The 26,831-nt window shown below is 64.6% G+C and carries 19 protein-coding genes; 11 read left to right on the top strand and 8 right to left on the bottom strand.

From position 1 onward, the window contains the following. Positions 1 to 53 precede the first annotated feature (53 nt). Complete coding sequence (locus I9018_RS19295) at positions 54 to 1,448, bottom strand: amidase (RefSeq protein WP_241107241.1); 1,395 nt, start codon at positions 1,446 to 1,448, stop codon at positions 54 to 56. Positions 1,449 to 1,666: 218 nt separating this feature from the next. Beyond that, complete coding sequence (locus I9018_RS19290) at positions 1,667 to 1,951, bottom strand: hypothetical protein (RefSeq protein ID WP_068581203.1); 285 nt, start codon at positions 1,949 to 1,951, stop codon at positions 1,667 to 1,669. Positions 1,952 to 2,110: 159 nt separating this feature from the next. Here I9018_RS19290 and I9018_RS19285 point away from each other — a divergent pair, with 159 nt between their 5' ends. Further along, positions 2,111 to 4,741 (top strand): glucosidase, encoded by a 2,631-nt coding sequence (locus tag I9018_RS19285; RefSeq protein WP_241107240.1) that lies wholly within the window; start codon positions 2,111 to 2,113, stop codon positions 4,739 to 4,741. Positions 4,742 to 4,790: 49 nt separating this feature from the next. On the opposite strand, the gene I9018_RS19280 is transcribed toward I9018_RS19285, so the two are convergent. Continuing rightward, positions 4,791 to 6,509 carry a hydrogenase maturation protein gene (locus I9018_RS19280; protein WP_068581469.1) on the bottom strand — a complete coding sequence of 573 codons (1,719 nt, stop codon included), beginning with the start codon at positions 6,507 to 6,509 and terminating at the stop codon, positions 4,791 to 4,793. Positions 6,510 to 6,810: 301 nt separating this feature from the next. On the opposite strand from I9018_RS19280, the gene I9018_RS19275 reads away from it, so the two are divergent. The 8 genes from I9018_RS19275 to I9018_RS19240 all read left to right on the top strand — a co-directional run bounded on the left by I9018_RS19275 (position 6,811) and on the right by I9018_RS19240 (position 20,188). Beyond that, positions 6,811 to 7,323: a sigma-70 family RNA polymerase sigma factor gene (locus tag I9018_RS19275; RefSeq protein WP_241107238.1), complete on the top strand. Its 513-nt coding sequence runs from the start codon at positions 6,811 to 6,813 to the stop codon at positions 7,321 to 7,323. Further along, on the top strand, positions 7,320 to 8,285 hold the full coding sequence (locus tag I9018_RS19270) for a FecR family protein (RefSeq protein WP_124347977.1): 966 nt from the start codon (positions 7,320 to 7,322) through the stop codon (positions 8,283 to 8,285). Before I9018_RS19275 ends, I9018_RS19270 begins: the two co-directional genes overlap by 4 nt. Positions 8,286 to 8,378: 93 nt before the next feature. Then, complete coding sequence (locus tag I9018_RS19265) at positions 8,379 to 11,315, top strand: TonB-dependent receptor (protein WP_241107237.1); 2,937 nt, start codon at positions 8,379 to 8,381, stop codon at positions 11,313 to 11,315. A gap of 236 nt (positions 11,316 to 11,551) precedes the next feature. Further along, on the top strand, positions 11,552 to 14,452 hold the full coding sequence (locus tag I9018_RS19260; protein WP_124347975.1) for a TonB-dependent receptor: 2,901 nt from the start codon (positions 11,552 to 11,554) through the stop codon (positions 14,450 to 14,452). A 196-nt stretch (positions 14,453 to 14,648) separates the two neighbouring features. Beyond that, the gene (locus I9018_RS19255) at positions 14,649 to 16,502 is read left to right on the top strand and encodes an extracellular solute-binding protein (RefSeq protein ID WP_241107236.1); all 1,854 of its coding nucleotides are present in this window, start codon (positions 14,649 to 14,651) and stop codon (positions 16,500 to 16,502) included. After that, a complete protein-coding gene (locus I9018_RS19250; RefSeq protein ID WP_241107235.1) occupies positions 16,489 to 17,553 on the top strand; it encodes a microcin C ABC transporter permease YejB in 1,065 nt (354 codons plus the stop codon). Before I9018_RS19255 ends, I9018_RS19250 begins: the two co-directional genes overlap by 14 nt. After that, complete coding sequence (locus tag I9018_RS19245; RefSeq protein WP_241110171.1) at positions 17,550 to 18,572, top strand: ABC transporter permease; 1,023 nt, start codon at positions 17,550 to 17,552, stop codon at positions 18,570 to 18,572. Before I9018_RS19250 ends, I9018_RS19245 begins: the two co-directional genes overlap by 4 nt. 17 nt (positions 18,573 to 18,589) lie before the next feature. Then, positions 18,590 to 20,188, top strand: a complete 1,599-nt coding sequence (locus I9018_RS19240; protein ID WP_124347971.1) for an ABC transporter ATP-binding protein — start codon at positions 18,590 to 18,592, stop codon at positions 20,186 to 20,188. 54 nt (positions 20,189 to 20,242) lie between these two features. Here the strand turns inward: I9018_RS19240 and I9018_RS19235 are convergent, their stop codons facing one another. Next, on the bottom strand, positions 20,243 to 20,557 hold the full coding sequence (locus I9018_RS19235; RefSeq protein WP_068581441.1) for an SCP2 sterol-binding domain-containing protein: 315 nt from the start codon (positions 20,555 to 20,557) through the stop codon (positions 20,243 to 20,245). A 50-nt stretch (positions 20,558 to 20,607) separates the two neighbouring features. Next, a complete protein-coding gene (locus tag I9018_RS19230; protein WP_068581439.1) occupies positions 20,608 to 21,318 on the bottom strand; it encodes a histidine phosphatase family protein in 711 nt (236 codons plus the stop codon). 202 nt (positions 21,319 to 21,520) lie between these two features. On the opposite strand from I9018_RS19230, the gene sohB reads away from it, so the two are divergent. Then, positions 21,521 to 22,546, top strand: a complete 1,026-nt coding sequence (gene sohB, locus I9018_RS19225; RefSeq protein WP_241107234.1) for a protease SohB — start codon at positions 21,521 to 21,523, stop codon at positions 22,544 to 22,546. Between the two features lie 183 nt (positions 22,547 to 22,729). On the opposite strand, the gene I9018_RS19220 is transcribed toward sohB, so the two are convergent. Then, positions 22,730 to 23,224, bottom strand: a complete 495-nt coding sequence (locus tag I9018_RS19220; protein ID WP_068581431.1) for a DUF934 domain-containing protein — start codon at positions 23,222 to 23,224, stop codon at positions 22,730 to 22,732. After that, positions 23,208 to 24,866, bottom strand: a complete 1,659-nt coding sequence (locus I9018_RS19215; protein WP_068581428.1) for a nitrite/sulfite reductase — start codon at positions 24,864 to 24,866, stop codon at positions 23,208 to 23,210. Before I9018_RS19215 ends, I9018_RS19220 begins: the two co-directional genes overlap by 17 nt. A gap of 596 nt (positions 24,867 to 25,462) precedes the next feature. On the opposite strand from I9018_RS19215, the gene I9018_RS19210 reads away from it, so the two are divergent. Beyond that, positions 25,463 to 26,548 (top strand): ABC transporter substrate-binding protein, encoded by a 1,086-nt coding sequence (locus I9018_RS19210; protein WP_068581425.1) that lies wholly within the window; start codon positions 25,463 to 25,465, stop codon positions 26,546 to 26,548. A 4-nt stretch (positions 26,549 to 26,552) separates the two neighbouring features. Here I9018_RS19210 and I9018_RS19205 read toward each other — a convergent pair whose 3' ends face one another. Further along, complete coding sequence (locus I9018_RS19205; protein WP_068581422.1) at positions 26,553 to 26,771, bottom strand: DUF2970 domain-containing protein; 219 nt, start codon at positions 26,769 to 26,771, stop codon at positions 26,553 to 26,555. Positions 26,772 to 26,831 lie beyond the last annotated feature (60 nt).

The raw sequence follows: 26,831 nt of genomic DNA, 5'->3' as shown, positions 1-26,831 counted from the left end.
CGGGCGGCAAGGCCCGGGGCTTGGGGTGAAGGTGGCAGTTACGGCTTGGCTGGTCAGTGCGACGGCGGGCTTGGCCAACGGTGGATCGCTCCACGCCAGCTCTCGTAGGTCTTGGCCACTTGCAGCAGCCATTGGTCGGCAAAGCGCGGGGCGATCATCTGCAAGCCGATGGGCAAGCCATCGGCACTCAAGCCACAGTTGATCGACAGCGCCGGTTGTTCGCCCATGTTCCAGGGCAGGGTGAAGACGATGTGTTCGAATGGCCGTTGCGGATCGTTGCTCGGCGATGGCCAGTGGGCGGGGAAGCTGTTGACCTGGTTGGTGGGCGACAGCACCAGGTCGAACTCGCTGAATACCTGTGCTGCGCGACGGCGCATCTCGAACGTCTGGTTGAAGCCTTTTACGGCCTCGACCCCGGACAGGTCGGCTCCAGGGGCGGCCCACTCGCGGATGTAGGGCAGCACCTTGGCGAACTGCTCGCTGCCCAGGGCCGAGAGTTCGGCCCACTGCCGGGCGCGCCAGAAGCGGTCCAGGCCATCCAGCAAGGGCCGGTCCATGATCGGCGCCAGGGCTTGTACCCGGGCACCGTGGCTTTCGAACAGGCGTGCGGCACGTTCCACGGCCTCGCAGACAAAACCCTCGGGTTGCAGGCCGGCACCGGGTTGCAGCATCAGCCCGATCTTCAGGCCATTGACCGAGAGCGGTTGCTCGCTCCAGTCGCTGGTCAGCGGCGGCAGGCTGGTGGCATCGCGGGCATCGGGCCGCGCCAGGTGGCGCATCAGCAGGATCGTATCCTCGACGCTACGAGTCATCGGTCCGGCACAGCGCCCGGTGTAGTAAGGGTCGATGGGAATTCGCCCGAGGGTCGGCTTGAAGCCCACCAGGCCGCACCAGGCCGCTGGCAGGCGTATCGAGCCGCCGATGTCGGTGCCGATGTGCAGTGGGCCATAACCGGCCGCTGCGGCAGCGCCGGCTCCGGAACTGGAGCCACCGGTATTGCGTTCCAGGTTCCAGGGGTTGCGGGTGAGGCCGTGGAAGCTCGACAACCCCGAGGACAACATGCCGAAATCCGGCACCGTGGTCTTGGCCAGGATGATCGCCCCGGCCTCGCGCATGCGTGCCGCTGGCGGTGCATCCTGGGTTGCCGGCGTGAGGGTGGTGGCAGCGCAGCCCAGGGGAATCGGTGTGCCGCGGGTGGCGATCAGTTCCTTGATTGTCACCGGTATCCCGTCCAGCGGGCCGCAGGGGGTGCCCTTGTTCCAACGCTCGGTGGCAGCCCTGGCCTGCTGGCGCACCTGCTCCGGGTCGAAGGCGTAGAGCGCACGGATATGGGGCTCCCAGGCATCGATATGGGCCAGCAGATGGTCGTAGTAGTCCAGGGGAGACAACGTGCGGTTGGCGAACAACGCCAGCAGTTGGGCGGCTTGGAGCTCGTGCAGATCAGTCATCGAACGCATCCTTGTGTCGGGCGTCAGGTGGGTTGCCGATGAACCGACTGTAGTCGCTCCTCCCGGCTCCAACCATCACAAAGGACGCAGCGTGGCGTTGCGTTTTTGTGTGCACTCGATGCGGGTCCGCACGCTCGGCGAGCGTTCGGGGCATGGCCTTGCGCGCCTGTACGCGCAGGCCGCCTCGCCGCGGCGCCAGGGACCGAGGTCAAGCCGCGTCAGTTGAAGCCGATCGTGGTGCTTTGGCGGGTTTCGCGATCGTGCAATTGATCGATATTGGTCTCATAGGTGCATTGCCCGCTGCACTTGTGTTCGTAGCTCACCGAGGGCTTGAACTGCAGTTGGAGCTTATGGGTGTCGGGCTCGGGGGCCTGGGGCCTGGTGCTGCTGGGCGCCGCCAGTTCAGGTTCAGGGTAGCGCAGGTCGAGGCTCGCGGACTGGGCCGCAAGGGACAGGGTCGCGAGCAGCAACCCCGGGAGCATTGTTTTGCGATTGAACATCATGGGTTACGCACTGCCATACAAAAGGTTGCCGATTATAACGAACCAGCCGACGCCGATTTAACCCAAAAGATCCGCAGGCCTGCATGAAGTATTTGTCACCGACTCGGCCAGCGCCTGCTTCTACACTGCCACTGACTCCCGTGGCCAAGGACATTGCCCATGCCGACACGATCCGCAGCGAGCATTCTCGATACCCTTGAGGGCCAGCGCCTGCGTGGGCCGGCGGCCGAGCAGTGGCGTCAGTGGGGGCCGTACCTGAGTGAACGGCAATGGGGCACGGTGCGCGAGGACTACAGCGCCGATGGTGAGGCCTGGACGTACTTCCCCCACGACCACGCCCGCAGCCGCGCCTATCGCTGGGGTGAGGATGGCCTGGCCGGGTTCTCCGACAAGGACCAGCACTGGTGCCTGGGCCTGGCGCTGTGGAACGAGCAGGACAGTATCCTCAAGGAGCGCCTGTTCGGCCTGGACAACGCCGAGGGTAATCACGGCGAGGACGTCAAGGAGCTGTATTTCTACCTCGACGGGGTGCCCAGCCATGCCTACATGCGCATGCTCTACAAGTACCCACAGCGCTCCTTTCCCTATGCCGACCTGGTGGCGGAGAACGCCCGTCGTGGCTTGGCCGACGCCGAGTACGAGATCCTCGACACCGGTGTCTTCGAAGATGATCGCTATTTCGATGTGATCGTGGAGTATGCCAAGCACACCGCCGATGACCTGTTCATGCGGGTCACGGTACACAACCGCTACCACCAGCCGGCACGTCTGCGGGTCTTGCCCCAGGTCTGGGCGCGCAACGACTGGAGCTGGGGCGCAGGGACCCAGCCCAGCTTGCGCCTTGCGGGTGAGCGGTTGCTGGCCCAGCACCCCAGGCTGGCCGAGCGCGAAGTCAGCGCCTGGGGCGCGGGGCCCTGCCAGTGGCTGTTCTGCCACAACCAGAGCAACTTCCCCCGGCTCGATGGCCTGGCCTCTCCGGGGCCGTTCAAGGACGGTATCAACGATTACCTGGTGGACGGCCAGGCCACGGCTGTGAGCTTCGACTCCGGAACCAAGGCCGCCGCTCACTTCACCCTGGAATTGGCCGGTGGCGAAACGCGCAGCCTGTACCTGCGCTTCGCCCCGGTGGACTGCGAACAGGTCAACGCTCGCAGCCTGTTCGAGCAGCGTCGACGTGAGGCCGACGAGTTCTATGGTGCCTTGCAGCAAGGCATCGCCGATCCGGATGCGCGCAACGTGCAGCGCCAGGCCCTGGCCGGGCTGTTGTGGTCCAAGCAGCTGTACTACTTCGACGTCAACCAGTGGCTCGACGGCGACCCCGGGCAGCCGGCGCCGCCGGCCCAGCGCCTGCATCTGCGCAACAGCCATTGGCGGCACCTGGCCAATGCCGACATCGTCAGCATGCCCGATACCTGGGAGTACCCCTGGTACGCCTCCTGGGACCTGGGGTTCCAGGCGGTGGCCTTCGCCCTGATCGACCCAGGCTTCGCCAAGCAGCAGCTGTTGCTGCTGGTGAAGGACCGCTTCATGCACCCCAACGGCCAGTTGCCGGCCTATGAGTGGCGCTTCGACGATGCCAACCCGCCAGTGCATGCCTGGGCCTGCTGGCGGGTCTACCAGCAGGAGAAGGCCCTCACCGGCGAGGGCGACATGGACTTTCTCGAACGGGTCCTGCACAAGCTGCTGCTGAACTTTTCCTGGTGGGTCAATCGCAAGGATGCCGAGGGTCGCAACCTGTTCCAGGGCGGTTTTCTCGGCCTGGACAACATCGCCTTGTTCGACCGTTCGGCGCCGCTGCCCGAGGGATTCAGCCTCGACCAGGCCGATGGCACCGCCTGGGTCGCGGCCTACGCCCTGGACCTGATGCGCATGGCCCTGGAACTGGCCCGACGCAATGCGGTGTACGTGGATATCGCGGTGAAGTTCTTCGAGCATTTCCTGTACATCGCTGGCGCCATCAACCGGGTGGACGACGGTACCGAGGGCCTGTGGGACGAGGAGGACCGGTTTTTCTACGATGTCCTGCACAGGCCCGACGGGCGCAGCGAGCCATTGCGCCTGCGTTCCATCGTCGGCCTGATGCCCTTGTTCGCGGTGCAGGTGCTGGAACAGCACGAACACGAATGCCTGCCGGGCCTGGCCCAGCGCTTGCTGGGTTTCTTGCACCACAGGCCGGACCTCGCCAGCCTGGTATCGCGCTGGTACGAGCCGGGCAAGGGCAATCGCTTGCTGCTGGCATTGCTGCGGGGCGAGCGCACCAAGGACCTGCTCAAGCGCATGCTCGACGAAGACGAGTTTCTCAGCGAGTTCGGCATCCGTTCCTTGTCCAAGGCCTTCGAGCGACCGTTCGCCATGCAGGTCGATGGCAAGCAATTGTGTGCCCGCTATGAGCCGGCCGAGTCCGGCTCGCGACTCTACGGTGGCAACTCCAACTGGCGCGGGCCGTTGTGGATGCCGATCAACTACATGCTGATCGAATCCCTGCGCGAGCTGCATCGTTACTACGACGTCAATTTCTCGGTGGAGTACCCCCGGGGTTCCGGTTACCTGGCGTCCCTGCAGGAGGTGGCCGACAGCCTGGGCCAGCGCTTGACCCGCCTGTTTCTCATGGATGAGGAGGGGCGCAGGCCGTCGATGAGCGGTTATGCGCAGTTGCAGGGCGATGCCCGGGATCGCGAGCTGGTGTTGTTCCATGAGTATTTTCATGGCGACAACGGGCGTGGGCTGGGGGCCAGCCACCAGACCGGCTGGACTGCATTGGTGGCGCTGTTGTTGCAGCCGGGGAACTGAAGCCGTCGCCCGGCGAGCCGGACGACGATTCAGGAAGGGGACGGTCGGCTTAGCCTACCAGGGCGATGTCCTGGGGCTTGGCCCAATTCTCGATCAGGCGCTCAGGGGTGCAGCAGGCCTTGCGCTTGTACACGAAGTTGCGGCACTTCTGGGCGAAACCCTTGCGGTTCTGCACCATGTCCATGTGCATTTCCTCAAGCTCGGCATTGCGGCAGTGCTGCATCAGTTGTGGGTCGGCATCGAGCTTGCGTTGGCGCAGGTGCTGGTAGCGCGGGTCGCTGAGCACGCTGTTGGCCCGTTGCAGCAACCACAGGCCGAACTCATCCGGGCAGCGTGGGCCGATCTCCTGGACCATGCCCATTTGCAGGGCCTGGAGGGCGCTGATGGGCAGGCAGGCCTCGGTCAACTGGCGGGCCAGCAACTGGCCAACGGCACGGGGCAGGCTGTAGGTCCAGTATTCGGAACCGAACAGGCCCATGCTCTTGTAATGCGGGTTGTACACCGTGTCGGCCCGGGCCAGGACCACATCGGCGGCCAGGGCCATCATCAAGCCGCCGGCCCCGGCGTTGCCGGTCAGGCCACTGACCACCAACTGGCGGGCGGTCAGCAGTTCGCGACAGACATCGTCGATGGCCTGGATGTTGGCCCAGGCTTCCAGGCCCGGCTCGGGAGCCGCCTGGATCACGTTCAGGTGCACACCGTTGCAAAAGGCCCCGCGCCCGCCACGTACCAGCAGTACCTGGGTGTCGCGGGCCTTGGCCCATTGCAGGGCGCTGACCAGGCGCTGGCACTGTTCGGTGCTCATGGCGCCGTTGTAGAACTCGAAGGTCAGCTCGCCGACCTTGCCGGATTCGCGATAACGGATCGGTTGGTAGGCCTCGGTGCTGAACGGGCTGCTGGCCACCGACCAGTCCAGCACCGGTACCTGGGCCAGGCGCTCGCCGAGCACATGCCGCGCCGGGCGCTTGAAGGTTTCTTCGCCGCTCTGGGGCTTGAGCCGCAGGGAGCCGATCCACAGGCTGCTGTCGCCGCAGGCTACCAGCACCGCGTCGTCGTGCACTGCGAGCAGTTCCCCCGGGGTGCCGGTGCGCGGGTCCAGGTGCGCGTCGTACACGTAGTATTGGCCGCCGGCCAGGCTGGCCAGGACTCCAGGCTGGCCATCGGCGGCATCGATGCTGCGCTTGATGAACTGGGCACAGTCATGCCAGCTGAAGGTGCGGTCCGCCTGCTTCATGTTCGGTTGCAGGCGACCGAGCACCGAGGGCTTGTCATAGTCCAGCGGCTCGGGGGTATGGCCATTGCGGAATTTCTCCACCACATCGCGGATGCAGTGGATCGCCGCATCGCTCACCGGGCCGTTGTACAGCTCGGACTTGCGCATCCCGGCTGGCAGGTTGAATTCGTGGGTGGCCCAGATCGGCCCGGCGTCCATTTCCTCCACGGCCTGCAGAGCGGTGACGCCCCAGCGCTTGAGCTCCTTGCTGATGGCCCAGTCCAGGGCGCTGGCACCCCGGTCGCCGACGATGCCCGGGTGAATGATCACCACCGGGCGCTTGGGGTTGCTCCACAGCTGCTGGGGTACCCGGTCCTTGAGGAAGGGGCAGATCACCAGGTCGGCGCCGGCTTCCTCGATCTGCCGGCAGACTTCCTCTTCGCTGGTGAACAACACCACGCTCGGGCGGTGGCCTGCCTGGCGCAGGTCGAGCCACGCACGTTGGGTCAGGCCATTGAAGGCGGTGGATAGCAGGATGATCTTCAGTGATCGCATGAGCTGGCTCTTCCGTGAGTGACAAGGTGGCGGGCGGTTCCCAATGAGCCGTCCTTGGCCGTGATGGAGGCGCAAGAGTAGGGGCGTGCGACGGGGTGGCTGCTGACCGAGATCAATCAAGCGAGAGGCAAGGAGCAGCGTCTGCTGAATGGCTTATTCCTTTTTGTTACTTTTATTTAATTTTTAATTACTTCCATAAGGATTCCGCGCTGTTGCACAGTCGCTTCCTCATTTTGTGCCGGGGCTGATCCGGCAGTGTCGTTGGCATGCGAGGCGCGAGCGCCTTTCGAGGGAGCAAGGCATGGGGGCGAATCCGAACCCGCATTACCCGCTGGTCGGGCAGATGTTCAAAAGGGACTATCAATGGCTTTGCGCTTGCGTCGCCAGGGCCCTGGGATGTCATCACAGCGCCCAGGACATCGCCTCGGAGACCTTCGTGCGCATCCTGGCGCTGCCAGACCCTACGGTCATCCGTGAGCCACGGGCGCTGCTGACCACCATCGCCCGGCGCCTGGTCTATGAGGGCTGGCGCCGCCAGGACCTGGAGCGGGCCTATCTGGAGAGCCTGGCGCTGGCGCCCGCTCCCGTGCACCCGTCGCCCGAAGAACGGGCGTTGCTGATCGAGGCGCTGTTGGCCGTAGACCAGTTGCTCAACGGTTTGTCGGCCAAGGCCAAGGCGGCGTTTCTCTATCACCAGCTGGACGGCCTGACCTATGCCGAGATCGGCGCGCTGCTGGGGGTGTCCACCAGCCGGGTGCAGCAGTACATGGCCGAGGCGTTCAAGCGCTGCTACCTGGCATTGGTGGAGGCATGAGTCGCTCGCGGATCGACCCGGCGGTGGTGGACGAGGCCGCCCAGTGGATGGCCTTGTTGCAGTCGGGCCAGATGAGCGCGGTGCAAGCCGAGGCGTTCGCCGCCTGGCGCAGCGCCGACCCTGAGCATGAGCAGGTCATCGGCCTGATGGGCGGCGGGTTCGCGGCCCTGCAGCACAATGCCCTGCGCCAGCTGAGCCGCGACAGCCTGCTGCACAGCCTCAATGCCCCCTCGAGCCGGCGGCGCTTCATCGGCAGCAGCCTGGGCCTGCTGGGCGTGGCGTTGGCGGCGGGGCTACTGGGGCGCCAACTGGATGGGTGGCGGCCTGCCGGCGCGCTGTACACCGGCGTGGGCGAGCGCCGCAGCCTGAGGCTCGACGACGGCAGTGCGCTGGTGCTCGATGCCTGTACCCGAGTGGTGGCGCATTTCGACCAGGGCCAGCGCCAACTGGAGCTGTGCAGTGGTGAGTTGCAGGTGGACGTAGCCAGGGACCCGTCGCGGCCGTTCGTGGTGCAGACCGTGCATGGCCGCATGCGTGCCCTGGGCACTCGCTTCCTGGTGCGCCGCGACGAAGCCTCGACCCAATTGGTGATGCTGCATTCCCAGGTGGAGGTGCTGACGGCCAATGGCACGCGGCAGGTGGCGACGGCGGGGCAGAGCCTGCGTTTCGACGGCCAGGGCTTGTTGGCCCTGGAGGCGGCCAAGGGCTATGAAAGCGCCTGGACCCAGGGCCTGCTGGAGGCGCGCGATAGGCCGCTGGGAGAAATCGTCGAGCAGTTGCGCCGATACCGGCGCGGCATCCTGCGGGTCGATCCCGAGGTCGCCGACTTGCGCCTGAGCGGCCTCTATCCGCTGGACGAAAGCGATCGCACCCTGCAACTGCTGGAGCGCTCGCTGCCGATCCGGGTGCGTTACCACAGCCCCTACTGGGTCAGCATCGAGCCACGCCAAGGCGGGTTATAAGCTCATAGCCCCTTGGCCTAACCCGCGCCCTATAAAAAGACGCCTACCGCTGCTCATTCCCTGCAACTGCATTCAACAGGGAAGGGCTTCGGGATGTCTTCACAGAACTGTTTCAACCGTCCGTTCCGGCACCTGTGCCGATTGTCGCTGGCCGTGGCCCTGGGCATTGCCGGTTGTCCGGCGCCGCTTCTGGCCCAGGAGCCGGTGGGCGGGATCTTATCCTTCGATATCGCCAAGGGGCCGCTGGACCAGGTGCTGCTGGACATCTCGCGCCAGAGCGGGGTGCCGATCTCCTTCCGCCAGGACCTGGTGCAAGGCAAGCAGGGGCCGGCTATCCATGGCGCTCTGGATGCCCGGCAGGCGCTGGAGCGGGCGTTGCAGGGCAGCGGCCTGGAAGTCGAGGCCAGCGAGCAGGGCCTGGTGCTGCGTCCGGCGGCAACCACACCCGCCCCGGTGGTGAGCCGGGCCAGTAGCTCCGCCAGTGCCAGCGAACCGAGGCTATCGAAGGTCACGGTCACCGGCTCGCGCATCGCCCGGGCGCAGACCGACGGCGCGACTCCAGTCACCGTGATCACCCAGCAGGAGATGGAGGCCCGGGGTTACCGCAATGTCTACGACGCCCTGGCGACCCAGACCCAGAACACTGGCATGACCCAGGGCGAGGACTATGGCAACACCTGGCAACCGGCGGCCAGCGCCCTCAACCTGCGTGGCCTGGGGCCCAACCATACGTTGGTGCTGATCAACGGCCGGCGAGTGGCGGACTATCCGATCGCCTATGGCGGCCAGGTCAACTTCACCAACCTGGCCAATATCCCTTCGGCGGTCATCGAACGTATCGAGATCCTCAGCAGCGGGGCTTCGGCGGTCTACGGCTCGGACGCCATCGCCGGGGTGGTCAACATCATCCTCAAGAAGAAGATCGACGGCATCGATCTCAACCTGCGCGGTGGCACCAGCGAGCGTGGTGGTGGCGACAATCAGCGCCTGCAACTGAGCGGTGGCGGCAGTTGGGGTGATTTCGACGGCCTGTTCGGCCTGGAACTGACTCGGCGCGAACCGATCTGGGCCGACGACCGCGGGTTCATGAGCAGCAGCCCGGCGGTGGACGTCGGCTACCGGCGCAATCTCGACACCGGCCGTTACCTGGGCCCCGGGTGCGGCGCCTACCAGGGCACTTTCGGTAATCACCTGAGCGGTAGTGGCGGGCGCTGCACCACTGACCAGATGTACAACGACTACTGGACCTTGCAGACCCAGAAGGAAAACTACGATGGCTACACCCGCGGCACCTGGCACTTCAGCGATAGCGGGCAGTTGTACGCCGACCTGATGTACGGCCTGGACCATATCCAGAACAACACCCGCGGCCCGACCTTTACCTCCCCGGATTTCATCAACGCCAACACCGGTAACCTGGAGCGTTGGTTCCGGCGTTTCTCCGAGGAGGAGATCGGTGGGCGTACCAGCAACAACAGCAAATGGCGCGAGACCTCCTGGACCGGCACTCTGGGCTTGTCCGACCAGCTTGGCGACAGCGGCTGGAGCTACGAGCTGGCGGCCAACCGTTCGGAGTACCGCAGCGTGCGCAGCACCCGTTATCGGCCGTTGTCGACCATCCGCGATTTCTACCTGGGCCCGCAGCTGGGTACCCAGGATGGACACCCAGTGTTCGCTCCGGACCCGGCGCGCCTGGACCGGCCCCTGACGAGCGACGAGTGGCGCCAGTTCCGTCGCAACCAGACCGAGACCAGCCGCTCGGTGTCGCAGACCTACAACGCCTCGATCAACGGCGACCTGTTCGACTTGCCCGCTGGGCCAGTAGGGTTTGCCGGGGTGCTGGAGATGGGCAAGCAGCAGTACCGCACAGATCCTGATTCGGCGCTCAACGACGGAGTGTTCTATGGCGCTGCGCCGGCCCAGAGTTCCGGTGGTTCGCGCAAGCGCTACGCCCTGGGCGGCGAGTTCAGCGTGCCGGTCACCGATAGCGTGCTGGCGTCCCTGGCCGGACGCTGGGACCAGTACAAGTTCGCCGATCGCAGCGAACAGCAGAAGACCTATAACCTGGGCCTGGAGTGGCGTCCGCTGACCAGCCTGCTGGTACGCGGCAGCTATGGCACCAGCTTTCGTGCGCCGGACCTGAACTACATCTACCAGGCCGACAGCAACGGCTACTACCCGGACCAGATCGACTACTACGGCTGCAGCAAGGGTGTGGAGGGCGCCTGTGATCGCGGGCGGGTGGACTATGTACAGAGTGGTACCAGCGACCTGAAGTCCGAGCGCGGCAAATCCTGGACCTATGGCCTGGTGTGGTCGCCGTCGCGCAACTTCGATGTTTCCGCCGACTACTGGCGCGTGCAGATCGACGACTTGCTGACGAGCGTGGATCAGAACCGCCTGTTGCAGGAAGAGAACGCCTGCCGCAGCGGCGCCCAGGATATCAACTCGGCCAGTTGCCAGGCAGTGCTGGCACGGGTCCAGCGCAACCCCGGCAATGCCGCGGTGGACCCCAACAAGCTGCAGCAGGTGCGGGTCAATGCCATCAACGCTGCCAGCGAGCGGGTCAGCGGCCTGGATCTCAAGAGCAACATTCGCTGGGGCGCTGGCGACTACGGGGCGTTCAGTTCGACCCTGGGCTACACCCTGGTGCTTTCGCATTACTACAAGGAGTCCGACCAGGCCACGACCCTGGATTTGCGCTCCGACCGCAGCAACCATGACTGGCGCAGCAAGGCCAACGCCAGCCTGACCTGGGACTATGAGCACTACAGCACGACCCTGATGGGCATTCGCTACGGCAGCGTCACCAATGGCAACGGCGATGGCCGGCTGTCGCCCTGGACGGTGTTCAACGCCAGCGCCCGCTACAAGATCAACGACCGCGCCAGCCTCGGCCTGACCGTCAACAACCTGCTCAACCAGTACAAGCACGACGATTCCGGCGGTTGGCCCTATTACCCTACGGGCAACTACGACGCCTACGGGCGCCAATGGTGGCTGGACCTGAGCTACCACTTCGGCAGTTGAACCCCCGTGGCCCTGCGGGCCATGCGCAGCCTGCGGCAGCGGCTACACCAGCGGCGGTTCTTGTAGCCGCTGCCGAGCTGGCGAGGCTGCGCCAAGATCCGCAGGACCTTCAGCGTTGGGGCGAGCGGTGCATCCCGGCGGGTATAAGGTCAGTTCCCAACGGTCTAAACCGGGCCTATAAAAAAACTCTGGCCATTGCACATCCCTGCATAAACCTAACGCAGGGATGGTTATCCATGAGTCTGTCTGTACCCCGTAAATCCCCCTTGAGCCTGGCCTTGCTGCTGTCTCTGCAGGTTGTTCCAGCCTGGGCCGCCAGCGAGTCGTTCGACCTGCCCGCCGGTCCGCTGGACCAGACGCTGCTGGGTATCTCGCGCCAGAGCGGCTTGCCGATCTCTTTTTCCCAGGCGCTGGTGGCCGGGCATTCCGCCCCGGCGATCAAGGGCCAGCTAAGCCATAGCCAGGCCCTGGCCCTGGCGTTGCAAGGCACTGGCCTGAAGGACGAAGAGGGCACCCAGGGCGTGGTGATCAGCGCCGCAGCGACCCCGGCTGCCAGCGTGGCCCCGGCGACCTTCGCCGAGCCCACCACCCAGTTGCAGCGGGTCGAAGTCACCGGCTCGGCGATCCGCCGGGTCGATGCCGAGACCGCGGTGCCGGTCACCGTGCTGCGGGTCGAGAAGCTGCGCGAGCAGGGCGTGACCAGCACCGAGGAGTTGATCAACCGTATTTCCGCCAACCAGTCCTCGGTGGGCTCCGGGCGTTCGGTGGGCTCCAGCAGCGGCGGCGCGGCCTTCGCCGACCTGCGCGGCATCGGTCCGAACAAGACCCTGGTGCTGCTCAATGGCCGGCGCCTGAGCAACAACGCCACCAGCTCCAGCAACGGTTCCGGGGTGGACCTGAACACCATTCCCTTTGCCGCCATCGACCGGGTCGAGGTCCTGCGTGACGGTGCCTCGGCGCTGTACGGCACCGATGCCATCGGCGGGGTGATCAACTTCATCACCAAGACCAGCCTCACCACAGGCCAGGTCAGCACCAGCTACGACACCCCGACCCATTCAGGCGGTGGCCAGAGCAAGAACTTCAGCGGCAGCTGGGGTTTCGGCGACCTGGAGGAAGATCGCTTCAATGTCTTTGGCGTGGTCAGCCACGACAAGCAGGAGCGCCTGGCGGCCAAGGACCGTGGCTACACCTACAACTACCAGCCCGGTCGCGGCCTGGACTACACCTCCGGCACGGCCTACCCGGCGAACTGGACCCAGGGCGGCAACGCCACCAATCCCCTGGCCGGTTCCGGCTGCAACGCCCCGGGGCTGCTGTCGCGCAATGGCATCTGCCGGCAGAGCCTGTGGAGCTACCTGGACCTGGTGCCGGAAACCGAGAAGACCTCGGCCTTCGCCAAGGCCACCGGCAAACTGGGCGATGAACATAACGTCAGCCTGGAATACTTCTGGGCACGCAACCAGAACCGTACCCAGATCGGCCCCGGCACCTTGATGGGCAACCAGATCAACCCGGGTACCGCGTTCTATCCGGGCAATGGCATCACCCCCGGCCCCAGCGATTTTGTCCTCGACCCCTCGCAACCGGTCTCGGTGAACTGGCGTGAAGCCCCGGTCGGCGCTCGTCGGCATGAAGACGACAACAGCAACCAACGCTTGCTGCTGAGCTTCGACGGCAACGTGGCCGGCTGGGACTACAACCTGGGCGCGGCCTACAACCAGAACAAGGTGACCAACACCATCCGCAGCGGTTATGTGAGCGACCTGGCGGTGCGCCAGGGGATCGCCAACGGGGTGATCAACCCCTTTGGGCCGCAGACCAGCGCAGGCCAAGCCTTGCTGGCGGCCAATACGGTGAGCGGCGACTACGGCACCGCTGTGGGCCGGGTCAAGTCCATCGACGGACGTGCCAGCCGCGAGATCGGCGACTGGTTCGGTGCGGGGCCGGCCGGCCTGGCCCTGGGTGGCGAGTACCGCAAGGAGGATTTCCATCAGGATTTCGCGGCCTTTGCCGGTGACTTGCAGAACCTGGGGGTCGATCCCAATGGTGCCGTGACGGGCGATCGCAGCGTGCAGGCCCAGTACGCCGAGCTCAGCGTACCGGTGCTCGACAGCCTGGAGCTGTCGGCCGCGGTGCGCCATGACAAGTACAGCGACTTTGGCAGCACCACCAACCCCAAGTATTCGTTCCGCTTCCAGCCGTTTCGCGAGTTGGTGGTTCGCGGTGCCTATAGCGAAGGTTTCCGCGCACCTTCGTTGTACGAGTTGTACAACCCGAGCTATACCACCTTCACCAACGCCAACTACAACGATCCGGTGCTGTGCGCCGGTGGCAATCCGAGCAATGGCGGGATCGCCAACCGCGACTGCGCCCAGCAGTTCAACCGCAGCTCTGGTGGCAACCGCAACCTCAAGCCCGAGACCGCGCGCAACGTGACCCTGGGTTTCGTCTACCAGCCCTTCGAGCGCCTGACCACCGGGCTGGACTTCTGGTGGATCGACATCGCCAACCAGATCGCCGAGTTCCCCGAGTCCTCGCCGTTCGAGAATCCCGGCTTGTATCCCGATCGCCTGGTACGCAAGGCCGATGGCTCCATCGACCATGTGGTCACCGGCCTGTCCAACCTGGGCAAGCTCAAGACCGAAGGGGTGGACGTCAACTTCGACTATCGCCTGCCGGCCCTGGCCTGGGGCCAGTTCGGCGTGGCGCTGCAAGGTACCTACGTCAACCGCTACGAGTACCAGCAAGAGCTCAAGGGCGCCTTCATCGACAAGCTGGGGGATTTTCGCGGCGGTGATTTTTCCTCCGCCGGTGCAGTGGCACGCTGGCGCCACAGCCTGACCGCGACCTGGAACCAGGGGCCGCTGGGCGCCAGCCTGACCAACCGCTACACCAGCGGCTATCACGACTCGGACCCCAGCACCCACCACAGCGTCGGCGCCTACAGCGTCTGGGACCTGGCGGGCACCTACACCTGGCGCAAGTCCCTGGCCGTCACCCTGGGGGTGAAGAACCTGCTGGATCGCGAGCCGCCATTCAGCAACCAGACCTACACCTTCCAGAGCGGCTACGACCCGCGCTACTCGGACCCCTTCGGGCGGACCTTGTATACCCGGCTCAGCTACAGCTTCTGAACCGAGCGGAAACAGCAGTCCGAATGTTTTTTAGTAACCAATGGATCTAGACCCCGCTCTATAAAAAGGCCGGCCTGATTGCACAAGGCAGGCAGGAGCGGGGCGTTGCGATCATCGAGAATCGCGTCCGAGTACCTGGCGCACGGGCCCTCTTGGCCCGCGCGCTCCCGGTCGCTGTCTAGAGGGGCTTGTTGCAATGCCGTTGCGAACCATCTTCTTGCTCTGGCTGTGGGTGCTGCTGAGCCCGGCGGTGTCGGCTGCCGTGCAACCGTCGTTGACGGTGTACGGCGAGGCACCGAAGTATCCGGCAGGCTTCAGTCACTTCGACTACGTCAATCCGCACGCGCCCAAAGGCGGCAGCCTGCGCCGTTCTGCCCTGGAGAGCGGACCGTTCGATCACCTGGTGCCCTACATCGACAAGGGTACCGGGGTGGCCGAGGTCGATGGCTGGGTCTACGCGCCCCTGGCCTACCGCTCCCAGGACGAGCCCTACACGGTGTATGGCCTGGTGGCCCAGGGCCTGGAGCTGGCCCCGGACCGGCGCTGGCTGCGGTTGTATCTGAACCCGGCAGCGCGCTTCGCCGATGGCCGGCCGATCAGCGCCAGCGATGTGCGCTTCACCTTCGAACTGTTGATGACCCAGGGCAGCCTCAAGTACCGCCAGCAGTTCGCCGATGTGGCCGAGGTCCTGGTGGAGTCGCCCAGCCAAGTGCGCTTTGTGTTCAAGAATGCCGAGAGCCGCACCTTGCCCCTGGACCTGGCGTCGCTGCCGGTACTGCCCGAGCATTGGTGGCGGGGGCGCAATTTTGCCGATGGCGGGGGCTTCGAGCCACCCCTGGGCAGTGGCCCGTACCGGGTGGCCAAGGTGGATGCCGGGCGCAGCGTGACCTTCGAGCGGGTCAAGGACTGGTGGGGCGAGCGCCTGCCGGTGGCGCGCGGGCGCTACAACTTCGATCGCCTGCGCCTGGAGTTCTTCGCCGATACCGATGTGGCGCGGCAGATCCTCAAGTCCGGTGGCTACGACTACAACCGCGAGTTCTCCGCCACTGCCTACACCATCGGTTATGCCGGTGCCGCCCTGGACGATGGCCGCCTGCAGCGCGAGCACCTGGCCCCTGGCGCGGCCCAGGGCACCCAGGGCTTCGTCTTCAATTTGCAGCGACCGCTGTTCCAGGACCGCCGGGTCCGCCAGGCCATCGCCTTGCTGTGGGATTTCGAATGGAGCAACCGGCAGATGATGCGCGGCCTGTACCTGCGCCAGCGCAGCTTCTTCTCCCACAGTGAACTGGCGGCGGTGGGCCTGCCGTCGGCCGAGGAGCTCAAGATTCTCGAACCCTGGCGCGCTCAGGTCCCGGATGAGGTCTTCAGCCAGGTGTTCGAGGCACCCAGGACCGATGGCAGCGGGATCGTCCGTGGCCAGCAGTTGCAGGCGCTGCGACTGCTGCGCGAAGCCGGCTGGGTGCCCAGCGGCGATCGCCTGGTGAATGCCGCCGGCGAGCCGCTGCAGTTCACTTTCCTCAATGGCCAGAAGGGCTTCGAACGCCTGTTGCTGCCGTTCAAGCGCAACCTGGCGCAGATCGGCATCGGCTTCGACATTCGCCAAGTGGACAACGCGCAATACACCAACCGGGTGCGCAGTCGCGACTACGACATGATCGTCGTCGGCTACCCGGTGTCCCAGGCTCCGGGGCGCGAGTTGTTCAACTACTACGGCGCCGAGGGGGCCGACGATCCGGGTTCGAACAACTACATGGTGCTCAGGAATCCGGTGGTGGATGCCTTGCTCGAGGGCCTGGTCCGGGCCGACAACCGCAGCAGCATGCTGGCCCATGCCCGGGCCCTGGACCGGGTGTTGCAGTGGGGCTACTACTGGATTCCCAACTATTACCCGCCGGGCATTTCCACGGTGTGGTGGAACCGCTTCGGCCGCCCGGCGATCGCCCCGTTGTATGACGCCGGGCTGGACAGCTGGTGGGAAATCAGCCCGACGGCGTTGACCCAGGGCCAGATGCGCAAGCGCAGCGCGGAGGTGGTCCATGCTGGGTTATAGCCTGCGGCGCCTGCTGCTGATCGTGCCGACCTTGTTGTGCATCCTGTTGGTCAATTTCGTCATCGTCCAGGCCGCTCCCGGAGGACCGGTGGAGCAGGCCATCGCCCGTTTGCAGGGTATCGGCGCCAATGCCGCGGTGGGCGGCGGGCATGTGGAGAGCGTGGCCGGCGAGTCCCGGGCCAGCCGGGGCCTGGACCCCAAGCTGCTGGCGGACATCGAGCGCCAGTACGGTTTCGACAAGCCTGCCAGCGAACGCTTGTGGCTGATGCTCGGGCAGTACGCCCGGCTGGACTTCGGCAAGAGCTTCTTCCGTGGCGCCACGGTCACCGAGCTGATCCTGGACAAGCTGCCGGTGACCTTGTCCCTGGGCCTGTGGGCGACCCTGATCACCTACCTGGTGTCGATTCCCTTAGGGATTCGCAAGGCGGTGCACAACGGCTCGGGGTTCGATGTCTGGAGCAGCGCGGCGATCATCGTCGGCTACGCCATGCCGGGGTTCCTGTTCGCCCTGTTGCTGATCGTGGTGTTCGCCGGCGGCACCCTGCTGGACTGGTTCCCGGCCCGCGGCCTGGTCTCGGACGACTTCGACCAGCTCTCGGCCTGGGGCAAGGTGGCGGACTACTTCTGGCACTTGGTGCTGCCGGTCAGCGCGCTGGTAGTCGGTGGCTTCGCCACCCTGACCCTGCTGACCAAGAACAGCTTCCTCAACGAGATCTCGCGCCTGTACGTGGTCACCGCGCGGGCCAAGGGCCTGAGCGAGCGCCAGGTGTTGTATGGCCATGTGTTTCGCAACGCCATGCTGCTGGTGGTAGCGGGGCTGCCCCAGGCGTTGGTCACGGTGTTCTTCGGCGGTTCGCTGCTGATCGAGGTGATCTTTTCCCTCGATGGCCTGGGGCGCATGAGCTACGAGGCGGCGGTATCCCGGGATTACCCGGTGGTGTTCGGCTCGCTGTTCATCTTCACCCTGTTCGGCTTGTTGATAAAACTGCTGGGCGACCTGGCCTACACCCTGGTCGACCCACGCATCGATTTCGCGGCGAGGAAGCTCTGATGCCCCTGTCTCCCCTTGGCCGGCGGCGCTGGCAACGTTTCAAGTCGCACCGGCGTGGCTGGTGGTCGTTGTGGCTGTTCCTCGGCCTGTTCACCCTGAGCCTGGGCGGCGAGCTGATCGCCAATGACAAGCCGTTGCTGGTGGCGTGCCAGGGGCAGTGGTATTTCCCGGCCTTCAAGCGCTACACCGAACAGGACTTCGGCGGCCAGTTGCCGTTCCAGCCGGACTACCGCAGCGCTGCGGTTCGCCAGTTGATCGAGGGACAGGGCGGCTGGTTGTTGTTCGCGCCGATTCCCTTCGGCTACGACACCATCAACTACGAGCTGACACAGCCGGCCCCCAGCCCGCCCAGTGGCGACAACTGGCTGGGCACCGACGACCAGGCCCGGGACGTGCTGGCGCGGGTGATCTTCGGGGTGCGGGTGTCGTTGTTGTTCGCCTTGTCGCTGACGGCCATCAGTGCGCTGGTCGGCATCGTTGCCGGCGCCCTGCAGGGCTACTACGGCGGCTGGGTCGATCTCTGGGGGCAACGCTTGCTGGAGGTCTGGTCGGGGCTGCCGGTGCTGTACCTGCTGATCATCCTGTCCGGCTTCGTCGAGCCGAACTTCTGGTGGCTGCTGGGGATCATGGCGCTGTTCTCCTGGCTGGCCCTGGTGGACGTGGTGCGCACCGAGTTCCTGCGCAGCCGCAGCCTGGAGTACGTCAAGGCGGCCCGGGCGCTGGGGGTGAACGATGTGCAGGTGATGGGCCGGCATATCCTGCCCAACGCCATGAACGCCACCCTGAGCTATCTGCCGTTCATTCTCACCGGGGCCATCGCCACCTTGTCGGCCCTGGATTTTCTCGGCTTCGGCATGCCCGCTGGCAGCGCGTCGCTGGGCGAGTTGGTGGCCCAGGGCAAGAGCAACCTGCAAGCGCCCTGGCTGGGGCTGACGGCGTTCTTCGTCCTGGCATTGATCCTGTCGTTGCTGGTGTTCATCGGCGAAGGCTGCCGCGATGCCTTCGATCCCAAGAGTTGAAACTGCGAGTGCCCAAGATGACCCAAGCCCTGATTGAACTACGTGGCCTGAAAGTGGCCTTCGGCGCCACCGAGGTGGTGCATGGCCTGGACCTTCAGATCCGCCCTGGTGAGTGCCTGGCGCTGGTGGGCGAGTCCGGCTCCGGCAAGTCGGTGACCGCCCACAGCATCCTGCAATTGCTCGACCCGCGTGCGGCGCGGATCGAGGGCAGCATCCGCTATCGCGGGGAGGAGTTGCTGGGGGTGGCGCCGGGGCGTTTGCGCCAACTGCGCGGCAACCGTATCGCGATGATCTTCCAGGAGCCCATGAGCTCGCTCAATCCGCTGCACAGCGTCGAGCGGCAGTTGGGCGAGACCCTGCGCCTGCACAAGGGGTTGGCGGGAGCCCAGGCCCGGGAGCGGATCCTCGAACTGCTGGAGCTGGTGGGGATCCAGCAACCCCGGGAGCGGCTCAAGGCCTACCCGCACCAGTTGTCCGGGGGCCAACGCCAACGGGTGATGATCGCCATGGCCCTGGCTTGCGAACCGGAGCTGCTGATCGCCGACGAGCCCACCACGGCCCTGGATGTGACCGTGCAGCGCAAGATCGTGCTGTTGCTCCAGGCGTTGCAACAGCGCCTGGGCATGGCGTTGCTGATCATCAGTCATGACCTGAACCTGGTACGCCACATTGCCCAGCGCGTGGCGGTAATGCGCGGCGGCTGCATTGTCGAGCAGGCTGATTGCCAGCAGTTGTTCCAGGCGCCTCGACATCCCTACAGCCTGGAGTTGCTCAATGCCGAGCCCGGTGGCCAGGCCCTGCCCAGGGGGAGCAGTGAGACCCTGCTGGCGGTGGAGCGACTCAAGGTCTGGTTCCGCCAGGGCGGCGGCTGGTGGCGGCCACGGCGCTACCTGAAGGCGGTGGATGGCATCGACCTGCAACTGCAACGGGGCAAGACCCTGGGCATCGTTGGTGAGTCCGGCTCGGGCAAGTCGACCCTGGGCCAGGCGATCCTGCGGTTGATCGCCAGCGAAGGGCACATCCGCTTCAATGGACAGGCCCTGGAGGGATTGGAGGGGGCGCAGCTGCGGCCGCTGCGCCGACAACTGCAGGTGGTGTTCCAGGACCCGTTCGGCAGCCTCAGTCCGCGCCTGAGCGTGCAGCAGATCATTGCCGAGGGCTTGCGGGTGCACACCGACCTGGACCCTGGGCAACAAGAGCGGGCGGTGATCGAGGTGCTGGAGCAGGTGGGCCTGGACCCGGCCGCGCGGCATCGTTATCCCCACGAGTTTTCCGGTGGTCAACGCCAACGCATCGCCATCGCCCGGGCCCTGGTACTCAAGCCTGAACTGATCCTGCTGGACGAGCCCACCTCGGCCCTGGACCGCACGGTGCAGAAGCAGGTGGTGGCACTGCTGCGGCGCTTGCAGCAAGAGCATGGCCTGACCTACCTGTTCATCAGCCACGACCTGGCAGTGGTCCAGGCCCTGGCCCATGACTTGATCGTGATGAAGGACGGCCAGGTGGTGGAGCGTGGCCAGACGCAGCAGTTGTTCGCCGCGGCGCAACACCCCTATACCCGGGAGCTGCTGGCGGCATCCGCCGTGGCACCGATGAGGCAACTTGCCCAGGGCTGAAACGACGAATCCCGCCATGGGGCGGGATTCGTCAGGAGCTGGAAACTGTGCCGCTTAGGCTGGGAACAGTTCGCTCAGTTTCATGGCCAGCATCATGTCGCCTTCGGTGCGCAGCTTGCCGCCCATGAACGCCTGCATGCCGTCGGTTTCGCCGCTGACGATGCCGTCCAGGGTCTCGCCGTCCATCACCAGGGTGACCTGGGCGTCTGGGTTCTCGCCTTCCTTGAGTTCGCAGGTGCTGTCTTTCACTACCAGCGAGAAGTGCTTGGTGTCATCGATGCGGAAACCGAAAACCAGGTCCAGGCCGGCAGCGGCAGCTGGGTTGAACTTGGCTTGCATGGCTTTTACGGCGTCAGCTACGGAGGTCATGGTTCGATCCTTTTATGGGTGGTTACAGCAAGGTTCACAGTGAATCGGGCTCAACGGAAGGTGATGAGCTCCGGTGCCTTCAACAGTTGCAGATGCGTATGACCGTTGAAGGAAGCCAGGGACACCTCGCGTCCGCGAAACTTCAGCTGGTTGAGCGAGGTGTTGACGATTTGCCAATTGAGTTCGAACGCCTGCTGGGCGGGCATCCGGGTGATCAGGTGGAGCAGGGCGGTGATGGTGCCGCCGGAGGTGAACACGGCGATCTTCTGCCGGTTGTCCGCGGCCTCCAGGATTCGTTGCAGGCCACCCTGGACCCGCTCGACGAAGCCCAGCCAGCTTTCCAGCCCGGGTGGGTCGTAGGTGCCGGCCAGCCAGCGCTGGATGATCAGGGCGAAGATGCGTTGGAATTCAGCACGATTTTGCGCGGCGTTGCGCAGGGTGTTCAGCGCCTCGGGTTCCTGGGACAACAGATCGGGCAGCAATGCGCGGATGATGGCGTCGGCGTCGAACTCGTTGAATGCCGGGTCGATCTCCAGCGTCGGCCGGGCCAGGCCGGCAGCGCCGAGCTGCTCCAGGGTGGCCTGGGCGGTATGCTGTTGGCGTTGCAGGTCACCGGACAGGCAGCGATCGAAGTTCACTCCGAGGGCGGCCAGGTGGTCGCCCAGGACGCTGGCCTGGCGAACACCGATGGGCGACAGCACGTCATAGTCGTCTGCACCGAAGGAGGCCTGGCCATGTCGAATCAAGTAGATGCTGCCCACGTCCGCGTCATCCCGGCACGTTGAAAGTTTTGCGAGGTTATGAGGATGCCGGTGAGCTGTCAATGAAAAAACATACGCTTGTTTGAAATGATTGTTGGAGCGTGATTACACAAGGTTTCGCGACTGGTGGCCGACCGGTCGCGCCGGTATGCTTGGACCCATTGCGCCGCGGGTTGGCGGCGATCATGCGTAAGGAGTTTCCGTGGAGTTTTTTGTCGAGTACGCCAGTTTCCTGGCCAAGACCGTGACCCTGGTGGTCGCCATCCTGGTGGTGCTGATCACCGCCGCCGCCCTGCGCAGCAAGGGGCGGCGCAAGGGCGTCGGGCAGTTGCAGGTCAGCAAGCTGAACGATTTCTACAAGGAGCTGCGCGAGCGCCTGGAGCAGAGCCTGTTGGACAAGGATCAGCTCAAGGCCTTGCGCAAGGCCAAGGGCAAGGCCGAGAAGAAGCAGAAGAAGCAGCCCGCCGAGGATAAGCCGCGGGTGTTCGTGCTGGATTTCAACGGCGATATCAAGGCCTCGGCCACCGAGGGCCTGCGCCACGAGATCACCGCGGTACTGAGCCTGGCCACGCCCAAGGATGAAGTGGTGCTGCGCCTGGAAAGCGGTGGCGGCATGGTCCATAGCTATGGTCTGGCCTCCTCGCAGCTGGCGCGTATTCGCCAGGCCGGGGTGCCGCTGACCGTGTGCATCGACAAGGTCGCGGCCAGCGGCGGCTACATGATGGCGTGCATCGGCGAGAAGATCATCAGCGCACCGTTCGCCATCCTCGGCTCCATCGGCGTGGTGGCGCAGTTGCCCAACGTCAATCGCCTGCTGAAGAAGCACGACATCGACTTCGAGGTGCTCACCGCCGGTGAATACAAGCGCACCCTGACCGTGTTCGGCGAGAACACCGAGAAGGGCCGGGAGAAGTTCCAGGAGGACCTGGACGTCACCCACCAGCTGTTCAAGAACTTCGTGGCCCGCTATCGCCCGCAACTGGCCATCGACGAAGTGGCCACCGGCGAAGTCTGGCTGGGTGTGGCGGCCCAGGAAAAACAGCTGGTGGACGAGTTGCAGACCAGCGACGAGTACCTGGCCGAAAAAGCCAAGGCGGCCGAGGTGTTCCACCTGCACTACGCCGAGCGCAAGAGCCTGCAGGAGCGGGTAGGGCTGGCGGCCAGCGGTTCGGTGGACCGCGTGTTGCTGACCTGGTGGAGCCGCCTGACCCAGCAGCGTTTCTGGTAAGGCCGCGCGAGCTTGCCGTTGGTGCTCTCCTTGAGAGCGATCGCGGGCAAGCCTCGCTCCTACAACGAAGCTCGAACCCATGGCTTTTGTAGGAGCGTGCCGGCGATGACGGTCTAGAAGACGCCAGATACAAAAAAGCCCTGGAGCGGGAAACCGGTCCAGGGCTTTTTGTTGGCGCGACGCTTAGCGGCGGCGGAACAGCGGCAGTGGCTGGTCGGTGGAGGCCTGGTAGGTCACCGAGAAGTCCTTGAGGCTTTCCAGGGCTTCGTAGGGGTCCTTGTCGGCCCGCAGCGCGTAGGCGTCGAAGCCACAGCGTTGCAGGTAGAACAGCTGGTCGCGCAGCACGTCGCCGATGGCCCGCAGCTCGCCCTTGTAGCCATAGCGATCACGCAGCAGGCGGGCGTTGGAGTAGTTGCGGCCGTCGGTGAAGGCCGGGAAGTTCAAGGCAATCACCTGGAAGTTGTGGACATCGTCGCCGATTTCTTCGGCTTCTTCGTCTGCGTCCAGCCAAATGCCCAGGCCGCCGTCACGGGCCTTGAGCGCGTGGCCGTGATCGCGCCACAGGGCCAGCGGCACGATCAGGTCGTCGCAGTTGGAGATGCCGTCGAGGGTCGCGTCCTTGGGCAGCAGATGCCAGGTTTCGTCGACGACCTCGTTGTTCTTAATGATTCGCTGCATAGACGCGCTCCTTGAAGAGGTCGATGCCAATACGTTGGTAAGTGTCGATGAAACGCTCGTCTTCGGTGCGTTGCTCCACGTACACGTCGATCAGCTTGGAGATCACATCGGGCATGTCGTCCTGGGCGAAGGACGGGCCGAGGATCTTGCCCAGGCTGGCGTCGCGGCTGGCGCTGCCGCCCAGGGAGACCTGGTAGAACTCCTCGCCTTTCTTGTCGACGCCGAGGATGCCGATGTGGCCCACGTGGTGGTGGCCGCAAGCGTTCATGCAACCGGAGATGTTCAGGTCCAGCTCGCCGATGTCGAACAGGTAGTCCAGGTCGTCGAAACGGCGCTGGATGGATTCGGCGATCGGGATCGACTTGGCGTTGGCCAGGGAGCAGAAATCACCGCCAGGGCAGCAGATGATGTCGGTCAGCAGGCCGATGTTCGGGGTGGCGAAACCGTTTTCCCGCAGCTCGCCCCACAGGGTGAACAGCTGGCTCTGCTCGACGTCGGCGAGGATCACGTTCTGCTCGTGGGAAGTGCGCAGCAAGCCGAAGCTGTAGCGGTCGGCCAGGTCGGCGATGGCATCGAACTGCTTGTCGGTGACATCGCCCGGGGCCACGCCGGTGGGCTTGAGCGACAGGCTCACGGCCACGTAGCCCGGCTTCTTGTGGGCCAGGGTGTTGCGGGTGCGCCAGCGGGCGAAACCCGGGTGCTCCTGGTCCAGGGCGGCGAGGGCGGCATCCTGGTTGTCCAGGGCCTTGTAGTCCGGATCGACGAAGTGCCGGGCCACGCGATGCACTTCGGCCTCGGTCAGGGTGGTCTGGCCGCCACGCAGGTGGACCATCTCGGCATCGACCTTCTCGGCGAACACTTCGGGGGTCAGGGCCTTGACCAGGATCTTGATCCGCGCCTTGTACTTGTTGTCGCGCCGACCGTAGCGGTTGTAGACCCGCAGGATGGCGTCGAGGTAGCTCAGGAGATCCTGCCAGGGCAGGAACTCATTGATGAAGGCGCCGACCACTGGGGTCCGGCCCAGGCCACCGCCCACCAGCACCCGGAAGCCCAGCTCGCCGGCGGCGTTGTAGTGCGGCTCCAGGCCGATGTCGTGCACCTCGATGGCCGCGCGGTCTGCGGTCGAGCCATTGATGGCGATCTTGAACTTGCGCGGCAGGTAGGCGAATTCGGGGTGGAAGGTGGTCCACTGGCGGACGATCTCGCACCAGGGGCGCGGGTCCACCAGCTCGTCGGCAGCGACGCCGGCGAACTGGTCGGTGGTGACGTTGCGCAGGCAGTTGCCGCTGGTCTGGATGGCGTGCATCTGCACGGTGGCCAGCTCGGCCAGGATCTCCGGCACGTCTTCCAGGGCCGGCCAGTTGAACTGCACGTTCTGCCGGGTGCTGATGTGCGCGTAGCCCTTGTCGTAGTCGCGGGCGATCTTGGCCATCATCCGTGCCTGGCGCGAGTTCAACTGGCCATAGGGCACGGCGACCCGCAGCATCGGGGCAAAGCGTTGGATGTAAAGCCCGTTCTGCAGGCGCAGGGGGCGGAATTCTTCTTCGCTCAGCTCACCTGCCAGATAGCGTCGGGTCTGATCACGGAACTGCTTGACGCGGTCCTCGATGATCCGCTGATCGTACTCGTCGTATACGTACATATAGGTCCAGTTCTCAGGCTACAGGCGGCTTGAAGGCACACTCGGCAAATACTGCGGTGAACAGGTTCATCAGGCCGTTGCGACTGACGTCGATAGCGGCGGGTCACCGGGTTCATCTCGTTCTGCCTTCGTTGATGCTCAACGCTACCCACGTAAGCAAATCTGCGCGCACGGCCGCGCACTCCGATCGGAGCCGCCGAACGATACCAGTTTGCAGTTATGCGCAAAAGTGATGTTTGAGTATATGTAAAGAACCAAAATGACTAACGAAGAGCCTTTATCAGTATCCACATTTGAGGTGTGGGAAATCATGGGCTTAACTGTGGACGTGTCTTTGAGCAGTCACCGATAAAATCTACTAGAGGCGATGCTATGAGCCATCCAACCAAAGCCAGGAAAAACGACAGTACCGTTGATGCTTGGGCCATTCTCTTTCTGATCATACTGGTCGTGGGTACGGCCGTGTTTTGGGTCAGCCACCAATAGCAAGGCGATAACAAAGAGCCTGGGTTGTCGGACAATCGGGACAATTTGCCGCCGTTGGCCAGTATTTTGCCAGTTATACTGCCTGGGATAATTCTGGGGCTCTTTTCGTGATGTTCAAGTTGTTGTGCAAGTGTGTGTTGTGGTTGAGCCTGCCGTTCTGGACCCTGGCTCAGGCCACATCAGTGGTGTTTCTCAATCCCGGCAATTCCACGGAGACCTTCTGGGTCAGCTATTCGCATTTCATGCAGATCGCCGCCAAGAACCTGGGCATGGACCTGCGCATCCTCTATGCCGAGCGCGACGCTGGCAGGACCCTGGAGCAAGCCCGGGAAGTGATCCGCGGGGCGCATAAGCCCGACTACCTGATGCTGGTGAACGAGCAGTACATCGCACCGCAGATCCTGCGGCTTTCCCAGGGTACCGGGATCAAGCTGTTCATCGTCAACAGCGCGCTGACCCAGGACCAGCGCGACCTGATCAGCCAGAGCCGGCACAAGTACTCCGACTGGATCGGCAGCATGCTGGGCAACGATGAAGAAGCTGGCTACCTGATGCTCAAGGAACTCTTGCGCCAGCACGGGCCAGTGGCGGACGGGCAGAGCATCGAACTCCTGGCTTTCTCCGGGTTGAAGGTCACGCCCTCGGCGCAACTGCGCGAGCAGGGGCTGCGTCGGGCCCTGGCCGAATTCCCGCAGGTGCATTTGCGCCAGCTGGTTTATGGCGAGTGGGCACGGGAGCGCGCCTATCGCCAGGCGCAGCAACTGTTGCGTCGCTATCCGCAGACCCGGCTGGTCTGGTCGGCCAACGATGAAATGGCCTTGGGGGCCATGGATGCCGCCCGTGAACTGGGGCTCAAGCCGGGCAAGGACCTGTTGTTCAGCGGCCTCAACAGCTCGCCCGAGGCTTTGCAGGCATTGATCGATGGACAGTTGTCGGTGCTGGTCGCCGGGCACTTCACCCTGGGTGGCTGGGCCCTGGTGGCACTGCACGATGACGCGTTGGGGATCGATCCCCGGCTCCTGGGCGGGCCGGACTGGCGCCTGCCGCTGTTACAACCCCTGACCCGGACCCAGGCCCAGCAATTGCTGCGCCTGGGCAACCAGGCCGGGACGGGCGTGGACTTTCGTGCCTTGTCCGCGCAGGGCAAGCCGGCAGGCTATCGCTACCCCTTCGGCTTGCAATTGCTGCTGCGCTAGATGATCAGACACCCGCCAGGTGCATCGCCAGCTTGGCGATGCCCAGCAGTACCAGGACGAACAGCGTGGTGAACAGGATGCCCAGCGCGATGAAGTGGCTGGGCTTGCCGTGGCTGAAGTCGCGGGCGCGGTTTTTCCCGCTCTGTACGCCGAAGGCTGCTGCCAGAACGCTTTGCAGCATTTGCAGGAAGGTGGGTGGCCGGCTGTTGCTTGGATCGTCCATAAATCCCTCGACACGGTTGGGTGTCAACAGAGCATAGACAATGTCCAGGCAAGGGAGCCG

This window comes from Pseudomonas sp. MPFS (assembly GCF_022537035.1).
Classification (GTDB): Bacteria; Pseudomonadota; Gammaproteobacteria; order Pseudomonadales; family Pseudomonadaceae; genus Aquipseudomonas; species Aquipseudomonas sessilinigenes.
The sequence above is the reverse complement of the archived record's forward strand: the minus strand, read 5'-3'. Positions and strand labels throughout refer to the sequence as shown.

Excerpts from the sequence above, each read along its gene's own strand:
- I9018_RS19295 (WP_241107241.1), bottom strand. The coding sequence starts at position 1,448 with ATGACTGATCTGCACGAGCTCCAAGCCGCCCAACTGCTGGCGTTGTTC.
- I9018_RS19290 (WP_068581203.1), bottom strand. The coding sequence starts at position 1,951 with ATGATGTTCAATCGCAAAACAATGCTCCCGGGGTTGCTGCTCGCGACC.
- I9018_RS19285 (WP_241107240.1), top strand. The coding sequence starts at position 2,111 with ATGCCGACACGATCCGCAGCGAGCATTCTCGATACCCTTGAGGGCCAG.
- I9018_RS19280 (WP_068581469.1), bottom strand. The coding sequence starts at position 6,509 with ATGCGATCACTGAAGATCATCCTGCTATCCACCGCCTTCAATGGCCTG.
- I9018_RS19275 (WP_241107238.1), top strand. The coding sequence starts at position 6,811 with ATGGGGGCGAATCCGAACCCGCATTACCCGCTGGTCGGGCAGATGTTC.
- I9018_RS19270 (WP_124347977.1), top strand. The coding sequence starts at position 7,320 with ATGAGTCGCTCGCGGATCGACCCGGCGGTGGTGGACGAGGCCGCCCAG.
- I9018_RS19265 (WP_241107237.1), top strand. The coding sequence starts at position 8,379 with ATGTCTTCACAGAACTGTTTCAACCGTCCGTTCCGGCACCTGTGCCGA.
- I9018_RS19260 (WP_124347975.1), top strand. The coding sequence starts at position 11,552 with ATGAGTCTGTCTGTACCCCGTAAATCCCCCTTGAGCCTGGCCTTGCTG.
- I9018_RS19255 (WP_241107236.1), top strand. The coding sequence starts at position 14,649 with ATGCCGTTGCGAACCATCTTCTTGCTCTGGCTGTGGGTGCTGCTGAGC.
- I9018_RS19250 (WP_241107235.1), top strand. The coding sequence starts at position 16,489 with ATGCTGGGTTATAGCCTGCGGCGCCTGCTGCTGATCGTGCCGACCTTG.
- I9018_RS19240 (WP_124347971.1), top strand. The coding sequence starts at position 18,590 with ATGACCCAAGCCCTGATTGAACTACGTGGCCTGAAAGTGGCCTTCGGC.
- I9018_RS19235 (WP_068581441.1), bottom strand. The coding sequence starts at position 20,557 with ATGACCTCCGTAGCTGACGCCGTAAAAGCCATGCAAGCCAAGTTCAAC.
- I9018_RS19220 (WP_068581431.1), bottom strand. The coding sequence starts at position 23,224 with ATGCAGCGAATCATTAAGAACAACGAGGTCGTCGACGAAACCTGGCAT.
- I9018_RS19215 (WP_068581428.1), bottom strand. The coding sequence starts at position 24,866 with ATGTACGTATACGACGAGTACGATCAGCGGATCATCGAGGACCGCGTC.
- I9018_RS19210 (WP_068581425.1), top strand. The coding sequence starts at position 25,463 with ATGTTCAAGTTGTTGTGCAAGTGTGTGTTGTGGTTGAGCCTGCCGTTC.
- I9018_RS19205 (WP_068581422.1), bottom strand. The coding sequence starts at position 26,771 with ATGGACGATCCAAGCAACAGCCGGCCACCCACCTTCCTGCAAATGCTG.